Source organism: Mariniflexile sp. TRM1-10 (assembly GCF_003425985.1).
Taxonomy (GTDB): domain Bacteria; phylum Bacteroidota; class Bacteroidia; order Flavobacteriales; family Flavobacteriaceae; genus Mariniflexile.
The window spans coordinates 57762-70076 of the sequence record NZ_CP022985.1; the positions used below are offsets into that span (position 1 = coordinate 57762).

Annotated in this window: 11 protein-coding genes; 1 reads left to right on the forward strand and 10 read right to left on the reverse strand. The window is 37.4% G+C overall.

Going from position 1 to position 12315, the window contains the following annotated elements:
• Window positions 1–43: 43 nt before the first annotated feature.
• Window positions 44–1171 carry a site-specific integrase gene (locus CJ739_RS00275; RefSeq protein ID WP_162880075.1) on the forward strand — a complete coding sequence of 376 codons (1128 nt, stop codon included), beginning with the start codon at window positions 44–46 and terminating at the stop codon, window positions 1169–1171.
• Here CJ739_RS00275 and CJ739_RS00280 read toward each other — a convergent pair.
• The 10 genes from CJ739_RS00280 to CJ739_RS20195 all read right to left on the reverse strand — a co-directional run bounded on the left by CJ739_RS00280 (window position 1148) and on the right by CJ739_RS20195 (window position 12294).
• Window positions 1148–2998, reverse strand: coding sequence for a hypothetical protein (locus CJ739_RS00280; protein ID WP_117172045.1), 1851 nt, complete (start codon window positions 2996–2998; stop codon window positions 1148–1150). The genes CJ739_RS00275 and CJ739_RS00280 overlap by 24 nt on opposite strands.
• The gene (locus CJ739_RS00285; RefSeq protein WP_117172047.1) at window positions 2976–5171 is read right to left on the reverse strand and encodes a hypothetical protein; all 2196 of its coding nucleotides are present in this window, start codon (window positions 5169–5171) and stop codon (window positions 2976–2978) included. The genes CJ739_RS00280 and CJ739_RS00285 overlap by 23 nt, the downstream gene beginning before the upstream one ends.
• A gap of 2 nt (window positions 5172–5173) precedes the next feature.
• Window positions 5174–5575 (reverse strand): hypothetical protein, encoded by a 402-nt coding sequence (locus CJ739_RS00290; RefSeq protein WP_117172049.1) that lies wholly within the window; start codon window positions 5573–5575, stop codon window positions 5174–5176.
• On the reverse strand, window positions 5575–9366 hold the full coding sequence (locus CJ739_RS00295) for a phage tail tape measure protein (protein WP_117172051.1): 3792 nt from the start codon (window positions 9364–9366) through the stop codon (window positions 5575–5577). The genes CJ739_RS00290 and CJ739_RS00295 overlap by 1 nt, the downstream gene beginning before the upstream one ends.
• 319 nt (window positions 9367–9685) lie before the next feature.
• Window positions 9686–9832 (reverse strand): hypothetical protein, encoded by a 147-nt coding sequence (locus CJ739_RS20190; RefSeq protein ID WP_162880076.1) that lies wholly within the window; start codon window positions 9830–9832, stop codon window positions 9686–9688.
• Window positions 9832–10137: a hypothetical protein gene (locus CJ739_RS00300; protein WP_117172053.1), complete on the reverse strand. Its 306-nt coding sequence runs from the start codon at window positions 10135–10137 to the stop codon at window positions 9832–9834. The genes CJ739_RS20190 and CJ739_RS00300 overlap by 1 nt, the downstream gene beginning before the upstream one ends.
• A 371-nt stretch (window positions 10138–10508) precedes the next feature.
• The gene (locus tag CJ739_RS00305; protein WP_117172054.1) at window positions 10509–10910 is read right to left on the reverse strand and encodes an HIRAN domain-containing protein; all 402 of its coding nucleotides are present in this window, start codon (window positions 10908–10910) and stop codon (window positions 10509–10511) included.
• Between the two features lie 5 nt (window positions 10911–10915).
• Window positions 10916–11419, reverse strand: coding sequence for an SHOCT domain-containing protein (locus CJ739_RS00310; RefSeq protein WP_117172056.1), 504 nt, complete (start codon window positions 11417–11419; stop codon window positions 10916–10918).
• Window positions 11420–11728: 309 nt separating this feature from the next.
• Window positions 11729–12130: a hypothetical protein gene (locus CJ739_RS00320; RefSeq protein ID WP_117172060.1), complete on the reverse strand. Its 402-nt coding sequence runs from the start codon at window positions 12128–12130 to the stop codon at window positions 11729–11731.
• Entirely contained in the window at window positions 12127–12294 is a 168-nt protein-coding gene (locus tag CJ739_RS20195; protein WP_162880077.1) for a hypothetical protein, read from the reverse strand. Before CJ739_RS20195 ends, CJ739_RS00320 begins: the two co-directional genes overlap by 4 nt.
• Window positions 12295–12315 lie beyond the last annotated feature (21 nt).

Sequence of the window (12315 nt, forward strand, 5' to 3'; positions counted from 1 at the left end):
TCTTTTTGACACAAGAATTGACACAAACAAAAACTTTGTGCCAATGACCATTAATTTTAAACTTCGTAAGTACATTAATTCAGATGGACTTTCACCTATCTACCTAAACGTTTCTTCAAAAAACAGGCGCGTTAGGTTAAACCTGGATATTTTTGTTAAAGCAAAATATTGGAACGCCAAAGACTGTAAACTTAACGGGCCCGCGGAAGAAGTACACGACACCAATCTATTGCTAAACAGTATTCGTACAAAAATAAATAACATTCAAATCAACTACCGGTTATCTTCCAAAACATTGACTATTGATAGTTTTTTGGATGAATTCAATAACGAAATGCCCCGCGCAAACTTTGTAGCGTTTTATCACAAAGTGCTTACCATCAACAAGCAAACCATGAACCCGAACACCTACAAAAAGGAAATAGGTATTTTCAGAAAACTGAAGGCTTACAAACCTGAAATAATTTTTTGCGATATCGACCAACACTTTTTCGTAAAGTATCGGGGGCACATGGCCGCTTTAGGCAACGCCAAAACGACAAGGAACAACAATATAAAGGTTATAAAGAAATATCTGCGCTATGCCACCAAATTGGGCATCAAGCTCGCTATTGACTTAGAAGATATTAAACCAGGTTCTACCAAAGGCAACAGAACTTACCTAAATGCCAAAGAAATTGAATGCTGCTACAACTATTGTAAGTCTGAATTTATAAGCCCAAGCTACAAATTGGTTCTAGGTTATTTTTTGTTCAGCTGCTTTACCGGGTTGCGCATATCGGACGTGATGGCCATGAAACGCCAGCACATTAAACACGACAGCTATACCTTGCACAATGTAAAAGGACAAAAGCTGCAGGTTATTAATTTCAACGAAAAAGCAAAATTTATAATTAACGACAACCCCGATTTATTTGTCAAGCATTATTCCGAAGCGCATGTTAACGAGGTTTTAAAGAAAATAATGGATGCCTTGAACATCAACAAAAAGGTGAGCTTTCACGTGGCACGCCATTCGTTTGCTACCAATCTCATTATTATGGGATGTCCGGTGACTACGGTTCAGCAGCTATTGAATCATAGCGATATTAAAGACACGATGTGCTATGTACATTTGGCGGAACAGGAAAAAAACAATAATGCCGATCTACTCGACGGTCTGTTTAAGTGATTCCGTGTTCAATTGGATTAACCACACGCCAGGCTTTACCAAATCTTTGGTCATGGATTTTATGATATGGTAGTTTTTATAGGCAAACACCTTGTTTCTAATGTCTAGATTACGCATGATCTCTTCATACATTTTAAAGGACCATTCGTAATTCTGACCTGTTAGACGGAAATTAAACCACTTCAGGAAATGTTTGTCATATACCTGAGGAATCAACAGCTCAAAAGGCGTTTCGGATGCATTTATTTTGCCAATTTCGCCTTCGTAAAGAATTACCTTTAGCTTGGAACCTTCGTCTAAAAAATGGTGTGCCGTAATGATATTTCCACGGTTAATGATTGGCAACGGAATTGCATCTATAACTATTTCTGAAGTATCTTCGTTTGTCTCGATGCCATTGGTAGTGACCCCATTTAAATCTACAAACACTTTTTCAAAGGTATAGTCTTCTGAAGTGACATCTGAAAATTTCAATAAAAACGATTTGCCCCTGCCTGGCAAACGTCTGGGCGTTTTTTCCTCGTAAGAGGATAGATCCTTAGCGTCGGTAATATCTATTTGACTTTCAATATAATTGAAGTACATAATATTTCCTTCAGGCACTAAATCGAGGTTTTTCCAATTTTTTAATATGGTAATAAACTCATCGACCGTCATATCCGGAACGCACTTAGCCAATTTTACCTCGTTTGGAAGCACTAAAGTAGGCAACAGGTTACCGCTTGCATCTAGCTTTGATAGCTGGGTGATTGATAAATCGCAAATCGGTTGGTCGGGCACAAATTCGCCGTCAATTATTGCGCCGGGATATTGCTCTGAAGTATATTCTATAATAGCTTCGTCGCCTTCAAAAAAATCGATGTTCATGTCTACAAACCTGGTATATTCCTTATAACTGAAAACAATGCCTTCTTTAATGGTTAGCCAAATCCTTTTACCGTTTAAAGTAATCTTGTCCCATGCAATAGAATAATACCTCCTAATGGTTAAGTTTCCCGCTATTTTATATCGTCCTTTTTCAGTTAATATTATGGATTTTTTATATTTTCCATCGTGACCTTTAAACCCATACTGTTCACCACTATGCATCTTTAATTCTGTAGAATCTACATTTATAGTATGGTAATAGCTGCTTATTTCGCTAAAGAGCGCCTTCTTAAGTTCGACATCTTCCAGTACATCGCCCGCCAAGGTAAAGCCGGCATCTTCAACCGCTTTTTGTAGTACATACAATAAATATGGTTGTGGCATCATGATGTTTCTGTTCAGCTGCAAGTCTTCTACTGCATCATATTCATTGACCACAAAAGCAGAACCTACACGTTTGTTTATGACACCTTCAAAAGCCTGCCACTGATCCTCTGCAGCATCAAATTTATCGGTATGGACCATAACAAAATTATGGCTTACTTCTGGCCATGTTTTAGTTATTACGGTTTCGGCATGTGTATATATGGTTGCAGGAGCTTCTAAAGCAAAATCATCCAGAGGTAATTCGGATAATTTTTTATTGTAATTAGGCAACTCTTCCAATCCAAATCGAACGACTCCAGAACCTTCCCTTCCCGTGAATTCCTCAATTTCAAAAATGGCCTCATGCTCTTTACCGTTATGATAAAAATACACTTCGAAGTACGTTTCCCAATCGTTGGAATTATGACTCAATAAATCGCCGATGGCCGCATTTAGTTCGTCGGTAATATAAAAAGTAAACGGCAGCGTAAACTTTGTAAAGAAGGTATCTGAAAACCAATGATTTTCTTCAACGATGGAAATATCGTAATTCGAGAGATCTAGCTGGAAACTAGAATGTATAATTTTCAACATCGTGCTGGCGGTTTATGTGGAATTCTAACTCAAAATCATACAATTCTTGGTCTGAGTCGAAATTTGTTAGTTTTTTGTCCAATGGAATCAATTCTATTGCCGGTTTATCAGGAAAAATTAACCAGGCTTTTTTAGAGCGTAGCATTTCATCTATAACTACCTGGTCTTCTTTAAAAATATTGCCCGTATTAATAAGCAACCTTAAATCTTTGGTAGATTCTAAAGTTTCGATATGCTCAATTAAATCTTTATAGTATTTATGGGTAATTTTTTTAATATCCGATTGCAGGGAATAACCTCCCAATAGCTCTAGAACCTCTAACGTATTGAATTGGTTTATAAAGGCAATGTGGTTGGAATAATCGCCTTCAGTAATTAATTGATAGCTTTTTTTAAATACGTTGCCTTGAGACAAAACACTTAACGTAATAACATCTGCAGGGTTATATGCCGCGAAATCAAAATAATATTGAAAGATATTATGGCCATCGGTATTTCTAGACGCAATAGTCTCTGACGCTTCTTTGTTTTTTTGAATCTTAATTTCGAAACCACCTGCAGGCACTAAAAAATTAAGCAGCTCTCTCGATGTTTTCGTAACCCGTTTAATGGATTTACTATTGCTCAATATTGCACCATTGCTTATAAATGATGCAGGTTTTTTGCCATTAACAAACAATAAATAATCGAGGTTTTCGGTTAAAATCACTGCAGCAGTTGAACGCTTAATTATTTCGATTTTCGCATTGACCGAAGCAGGTTTGTATACCGGATAAAAATTAATTTCTGGATCTAGGTTCTCTAGATTGAAATCGGTAATTTTTGATGGTTTTTTAAGCAAACGCTCAATGACTTCTCCGATATGAAAGCTCGCATTATACTCAAAAAAAGGTAAAAAATACGTGTATGAAAGCAAGGTTTCGGCATGCGAGAGGTAACTGTACACTTTGACGTCTAAAGTTAGCCTTACCACATTTTCGTCGTCTCGGTTTGCATTTCTAATATTTATATACTCAATATCTTTTGTAAAATTGAAATTGTTTGACTGCAAATTGGTACTAACACTTCCATGAACAATGTAGGTAACAGGTAGTATATATTCGGCAACATTGGTTTTTAAAACAATTTCGCCCGTATAGGTTTTAGAACTTAGATTGTTTGCGCTTATAGGCGTGGCTATAAATGTTCCAGAAGACACCCCACTGTACGCCGATAAATTTAACCATGTTGGTGCAGTTAAAGTAAATGCACCAAAACCCGACACTTGAAACGCTTGCGCATCGGCTTCCGTAAATCCTTTAACGGCTTCAAACAATAGACTTTTAGGCGTTATGGTAAAAATATCTGTTTCTAGAATGTTTACCGTAACAGAAACCGATCGGGTCGTACCTACAGGTTCTTTTATAACTATAACGGTTTCGAACTTATTACCAGCAAAACCATTAATTTCAGAAGCAATACCAACACTTACGGTTTTATTAGAAGTACCTGTAATGATCGTTTGGGTAGCAGAAGAATTGTCTACCGTAGAAGCTTCAGAAAGCGTTACTTTTTTGTCGGTTGAAGCTATCCAAGAGCTACCCGCCGTGATATTTATATTTTGGGATGCAGGAAGCGCGCCATTTCTTATCATGGAAAACACCAAGGCAGTAGGTGTTACCGATAAAAGCGGTTGCGACATGACATTTAGCACAAATGAGAAAACAGCAGCGCCTATTTGAACCGGTTGTATTAGTGAATCGGAAGCGTTATATACTAAAAATTCAATGACACCAAAATATGCACCTTCAGTAAGCAATTGTGTGTTTATAAAACTAACGGTATTGGTTACATTTAGATTTAAATTTGTAAGCTCGTAACCTGTTTTGTCTGTTATCCCAATAGGTTCTGCAGGCGTGGCGGCAGCTATGGGACCGGATAATGTAGCCCAATTTAAATTACCTACTTGTCCAGGTGTATTTATTTTGGCCCGTACTATTACTTTTCCGTAAGACCCTGTTAGCAAGTAATTTTTAATGAACGTGTCTATATTTAAATTACCTGGCAGCGCACCACCTATAACATAGTTTTTTTCAACTCCGGAACTTGGAACAAACACCCAATCGTTAACCAATGGCGTGCCTGGTCCTGTTGAGAATTTTTTTGCTTTATGTAAAATGATATTATATGGCATGGCTATAAAATGTAATTAGCAATATTGGCTTTATTTTCAGAAAAAATGCCGTTGGTATCTACGAGTGTTAATGGCGATTTAAACCAAACCTCTATATACGCACGTGGTGTAATCACTTGAAACCTATCGGTAAACTGAATCACTCCATCTACTTGCACCATAGTGTTTATATTCGCTTTTAAATAGTCGTAAATAGGCAAACTATTTGTAATAAAAGGCACTACATGTATATAAACATTGGGTTCTCCTTGGATAATTTTAGCAGTAGATCCCGTAAGACCAAAAGCAGCATTGACTGTAGGAGCATCAAATTGATTGATTAGTGCATCCATAATGGCATTGCACATAGCATTTATGTTGTTATCGACAAAAACCCCTTCAGTGGTATATAGATCGTAAGCCATTAGCGTTTATTTTTAAGTTTTAGTTTATTGTATTTATCGAGTTCTTCCTGAAGCTTTTTAATGTTTCGGAAGTTTTTGTCCATAACAGCGACAATACCGTCTTTTTCAATGAGCTCCAGTAATTGATTGGTACGGTTTAGGGTGGCGATAAGCAACGGATCTGGTGCTGCAGTCGTAGAGCTATTGTTAAACTGGGGTTGGGTGGTTTGGTTTTGTACATACCCACGCTCAAAGCCTTTTACACGTGCCAATTCGCTATACAGCGCTTGCTTTACATCTGGATTCATTTGTTTGAACGAACGGCCATCTATAATCATTTCGGGGAAGTTTTTACCACCTTCACCGGCAAGGAAGACCGTAGGTTTATCCACTTCGCCAGTTCTGGATTCACCGCCAAACGCTGCATTAAACACCTTGCCGTCTTGCTCTCGCTGTACGGGATAGTAGCCGCTTTCGAAACCTTTGGCGGGTAATGGTTGGGCAACTGCTATAGCAAGCTGTATAGCGCCTAACGCAGCGACAATTCCCGCCCATGGCACACCTAAAATAAGACCACCTTGCGCCAAAGCTTTAGAGACACCAACAGCCGTATTCATAATAATAGAAGCAATATTCATGGTTTTTTCACGCTTTGCCGCTTTATACTCCATTTCTGCTTTCTTCTTATCGGCAGCCTCGTCTAATGCTCTGATGGCATCGTTATATTGGCGTTCGTTTATATACCCAGAATCCAATAAACGCTTTTGTCTTTCCTTTTTCTTGTCGGTAGCCCGTTCAAATTGTTGCAGCTCTTTTTGTTGGTTTGCCGAAACGAATTGGTTGTACATGCTCCAGGCATTCATAAACGCACCAACAGCCATTTCGCCTGCTCTAATTTTTTGCTCTAGCGTTTCTAGCTTTTCAAATGTTTTTTCCCATTCATCTATTGAAAATCCTAAAACATCAACTTCACCGCCAAATTCAACGTCTTTTTCGCCCCTCATGTAAGCAAGTAGCTTATTGATTTCGGATAAGGAAAGACCCAATTCTGAAAGCCTATCTTTAATTGCTTGAAGTTGTTCCGGTGTTAATAATTTGATATCAAAACCTTCAAATTGTGAGGTTTCAAGAACTTTGTTTACCTCTTTTACTAACGATTCTAAATTGGCTTTTTTATTCTCCAGTTCTTTTTTGTCAAATTCTTTCTGAAGTTTTTCTTTAGCCCTTTCGTTATCACCAAGAGCCGCTAACGCATTATTATGAGCTATTAATCGCTCTTGAGCTTCTCGCTCATATTGTGCCTGCTTAAGCTCTATTTGGTTTTGTAAACCTTTTTCCAGAATGGTGGCCTTACGAATTTCGTGTAGCTCGTTTTCGCTTTCTATTTGGCTATTTACTGCCTTATTATGGGCAATATATGAGGCTTTAAGGTTTTCGTCCTTGGTTTGTTGGATAAGCTTTTGGCTTACTAATTTGTTTTGTAAGTCTTCAATTTTACGGAAATGATTAAAGTCCTCCAGAAGCATTTCTTTATCAAAGCCTTCCTGCATTAGCTGTAATCGAGCGTCTTCCGCATCGCGCTCTAGCTTTAATAATTCTTCAGCACGTTTTTTGCCGTCGTTTTTTTCTTTGTCGGTTAATGGTTTGGTAGGTATTGGCGGTGTTGAAACCGTTGATGTTGTATCTGTAGGCACTGGTGCATTATCTGCAAAAAACGCATCGGCATCTGCTTCAGAAAAATTGAGGTCTTTTAATTTTTCAGCAAGATCTAACCGTCTTTTTTCCTGTTCTTCTAATTGTTTTTGTATTGCTAAATATTCATCTGCTTTTTTTCTGGCTAATTTGATATCAGCATTCGCATCTATATCTGCTTGAGACGATTTGCCAGGATCTAATTCAGCACGAGCTTCTCTAGCTAATTTGTTTGCATCTTCAAAATTCTTTTTAGCATTTGGCAATAATTTTTTTAAACGTTCCTCCTCGTCTTTAACACCTTTAAGTCTGGAAACTAATGTTGCAGCTTCTTCATCGGCAGCTAAACGCTTTAATTTAATTTGCTGCCTAACAGCTTCGGTATTCAATTTTAAAGCACCTGTTTCGGCATCTATAGAAACAACCGAATCACCTAACCGATGTTGAAGTTGCAGTGTTATTTCATCTAAACGCTGCTTTGCTTCCGCCGTAGGATCTACACCATCAGCTGTTAAACTTTCGTATTCTTCAAGCAATTTTGAAGATTCTTCAGCAAGTTTACGATTTGCTTTAGAGGATTCGTAAGTGACTTTCGTTTCTTTTTCAAAAGCTTCACTAGTATCATCTACAACCCCTAATAAATCTGCAAAACCTCCTATAATGCTTTTAAGTATGTTATTAAATCCAGAAGACGAAAAAGCGAGTGTCATTGCTTTTTTCACCTTATCAATAGTTCCTGCCAGGTTGTTGTTTTTTAAACCATATTCCTCAGTTAAAGAAGTTGCTTCAATCAATGCTTTATTAGACATTTTTTGACGTTTCTCGAGCAACTCGGTATTACTTGATAAAGCAGAAAGCGCTGCCACACCACGCGCCCCACCAACCTCTAAGTCTTCTAGTTTTTCGGACATGATTGTCAAGCCATCGTTATTGCCGTTCAAGCCTTTTAAAAATAGAAGCATCGCCGCATTGGCATCTGTATTTAACAGGTTGCTAAATTCACCAACACTAACACCAGCAATTTTAGCATAGACATCTGCGTTCGAAAACATGTCTATCCATATTTTGTTCATAGCGGTTGCCGAAACTTCTACAGATTGCCCGAGCTCATCAAAAGTGGCAGCATAGGCGATGTTATCTTCTGCAGATATTCGAGACTGTGTCGCCACACCCGCTTGCCTTTTCAGATAATCGACCAAGAACCCTGCTTGGTTAGCTCCTGAAGCTGACACTTCGTTAATGGCAGAACCAAGAGACAGCATCGAGTTTTTAAAGTCACGCCCCGTTTTTTCACCTACTTTATAGATGTTTACCATTTTACCGACTTCGCGAATTTGCTCGGTACTCAAGTCGTCGCCCAATGCCACTTTCATCTGGTTGGCAACTTCCACGAAATCTTTAATATTTTTTGTGCCCTCGATACCTAAACGCCCTGCTTCTTCGGCAAGCTCCAGAAGCTCTATGCGGGCAGTACGGGTTTTCATTAACCCAAAGGATTTCGACAGCTCATCGACCTCTATTTTTGTTAGCCCAGTGGTTTTTTGAACATCGCTTTGTGCATCCGCCAGTTTACCATTGTAGTCTATCATTTTTTGAATAGACAGTACAACACCGGTTCCCATAGCGATTACCGACGCACCTAATGCCGCATATTTGCTAAAACCATTGGCGATGCTGCCTATAGATAGTTTTGTGGATTGAGCGTTGAGACGAAGTTCGTTCATGCGCGCGCTTACCTGCTTTAATTCTGCATCGAGCCGTTTATATTGGCCAGAACCAGGCACCATGTTACGAAGCTGTAGCCTTAATTGGTTGGCTTTAGACGATAGCTGCGCCATGGTAAGCCCTGTGATGCCTATTTCTTTTTGCAAGGCGTTCATCTGTGCCTTGTTTGACTTAATTACCTGGTTGTTTTGCTTTATTTCGGCAGATAGTCGCTTATACTCTTCAGTATTTTTTTTGCCTTGAGCGACCAAACGTGCCTGTTCGGCCTTTAACTCTTTATTGGTAGCGGTGAGTTTTCGGGTAGCATTTTCTAGCTCAAAGAGTTCTTTTTGTGCTTGATTACCATTTACGATAATCGAAAAACGCATTTCTTCGTCTAGAATCTTCTTTCCCATGGTGCTTTAAAATTTAGGTAAGTTTAAAGCGGAAAAATGGAACGGTTTAAGACATGAGCAGCGGTTAAAAAAAAAGAGCGCATCCGTCGATACGCTCTCATCAAGATTTGTCCAATCTTTAAAATAACCTTAAATGAAAAAGGCTAATCGGTTTTAAAATATAAATATGTTATGAATAGAAACACTATAAAAATTGTCGTCACGGCTAAACTTAATTCCAAACCGTGCCTATAACCTAATTGGTAATGTTTTTCATTTTCTTTTTTTATGAATTCTTTATCTGAAAATTTCATAAACCAAATATAACACCAATTATTAATTAACCTTTACGGGTTTCCGTAGATGGATAAAAATCATCTGTTATAGGTGATTCGGCATATTGATCGTCATCTACCAGAACCAGCACACCGTCCTTTTTTTTCCAAAGGCTACCGGTTTCAATCTCTCCACCTTGTTTGGTGTACATTAACTTACTGTTTCGATAGTACATGGCTGCAGGAGTTTAATAGTTAGTTGGTCCAGGGCTAAAAAGTCTTCGTGACTGTATTTAGAGAGCAATTGGTAAAGGTTGGCTAGCTGCTTAAAAATAACCATCGCATCGTTGCGTACCTGGTTATCGTCTGCCAAGGAGCTGGTTAAAAAGTTTTGATAAACATCGTTTAACAATTCTTCCTGATCTTCAAACTCTTCAAATTGACGAGCTTCTGCAGCCCATAAGGCTAAATGCGCCATGAGTTCTTGGGCGCGCGGGGTTTGATTTTCTTTTGACATATCGAAAATATTAAAACGCGAAATCCATCCTTAGATGTGTCAAAACAGTCTAGGACTGGATTTACCCTACTTTCGATTGAAGGCTTTCGCCCGGGAGCACCATAGATGGACTTCTATTATTAAAAAATTGTGTTTCGGATTTCTCCTAAATCTGTTTTGACGAAGCTAATATATATAATTATTTTGTACAATGTGCAGTTGTATAATGCTTATTTTTAATAGTTTAACTATAAGTAAATATAGTTAATTATTATTTACTAATAAGTAAACTTATTTGTATTTGTTACGGCGTATATATTCGTTCACATATAGCCCTAATATGTAGAGGGGGATAATTATTATTAGGTGCCAGAGTTGGAAGTATGTAGGCATTAAGAATGGTTTATTTCAATGGTTAAATTTAAGAAACTATTTGAATAATCCTTTTCTAATACTCGTGCTGAATAAGGACGGGAAATGATGTCATGAACTTCATCTAAATCACTTTCAGATATATAACCCACATGAACACCTTCAACTTCAACCATAATGGCTTTGCTTGAATATTTGTTTTTGGGTTCTGGGATTAACTCTACAGGATTATGCTTTTCAACATAATTTATAATATGCCATTTTCTCTCACCTAAATGAACTCCAACCACTTCAAAATCACTCATGTATTTACCAACTAACTCTAAATCTATAAGTTTAGGTTGTATAACTGTGCTTTTTTTATAACTAACACTTATAAAAACAACCATAGTAATAAGGAATAGAACTAAAATAATAAACATTGCTACTAATTTAAAATCTTGGCTTTTTCATTCTCGAATTCTTCTTTTGTTAATATTCCTGAATCTAAGAGTTCTTTTAATTTTTTTAATTTATCATATTTATCTACAACAACTTTTGATGAGGCTTCTGACCTGCAAGGAATCACTTCGCATGAAGAAATTGCATTTTCTATATCTATAGTGTAATTAGTAATATTACCTCCTCCAACGGTAAAATACACTCCTTTGTAACGTTTATAATTATATTTTTTTATTTTCTTTACAGTTACTATTAAGCCTACATTTAAAGATCCTAATCTATTTTGTTCGGCACTTGACGACACTGCCCAACCCCCAACATTTACATATACAAATTTTCCGTTTGTATCTGAGCCTCTGCCAAGTTGAAACTCATCGCCAATGCTATAAGTCACTCCATTAGATGCAGTATAGGTCTCTAAATTTTCAATTTTTTTCTGAGCATTAACAGTAAACACCATCAAGCAAGCAAGCAATAATAAATTTTTCATTTTTAGTTGGTTTTGAATTAGATAGGAAAAATAGCAATTTTTTTTTAATAGAGAGGTATTACTGTTTGCTTAAGCGTTTTATAATTTTTTTAAGCTGTTTTTTAAAGAACAGTTTTTTTTGCCTGTCGGAGAGATTATTGGCTTCAGAACTGTTTAGGTAGAGAGTGAACAATTGGTTTAAATGTTTTTTGGCTTCTTTTTTTGTAAAGAACTCAAAAAAATTCGTGCTTACTTGTTGTAGGTTGTTTTCTTGTGGTTGTTTCATTGTTGATAATTTTTGGTTTAGCCTTATAAATTATCAATATGATTTTAAACAGGGGTGTTTTTTTTCAATTGTTCGGCAAGTTGCGCCATTTCTTCTTTAACGGCATTGGTATAGCCAAAGGACAAACGCTTAACGATATTATTGGCATGGCCCCACAAAATGCGGTTGTGTATGGGGTGGCTTTTCTTTTTTATGGAGTTTCCCTGCACGTTACGGCGTTTCATATCGACAAAGCGGTGTTTTGCCAAATGGTCGTAACGCATTGTGGTGTCGTCTACCGAATAGGTTCTGCTATTAAAAAACTCGCTCGATTTGAAGCCACGCCGAGACATAAGACTTGTCTGGGCAACATCGATGTCCTTGGATTCTTCCTGAAGCTCACGACGAATGAAGATGCCCTTTAATATGGCATCGGAGTTGTCTTTTCGTTTATCGAGTAGGTTCATTTAAGTTTTATTTTATCGAGCATCCAAAGTATTTCAAGTTTACGCGCCGTGGAACATGGTTTGTTCTCCAGGTTGTATTTTATAAACTTTGAAAGCTTGAGCTGTTTGAGTTCGTTGTTTTCAATTGCGGTTTTGAAAGCGTTGTCAATGTCTTGTGTGGTCATGATTATGTTTTAAAAGTAGAT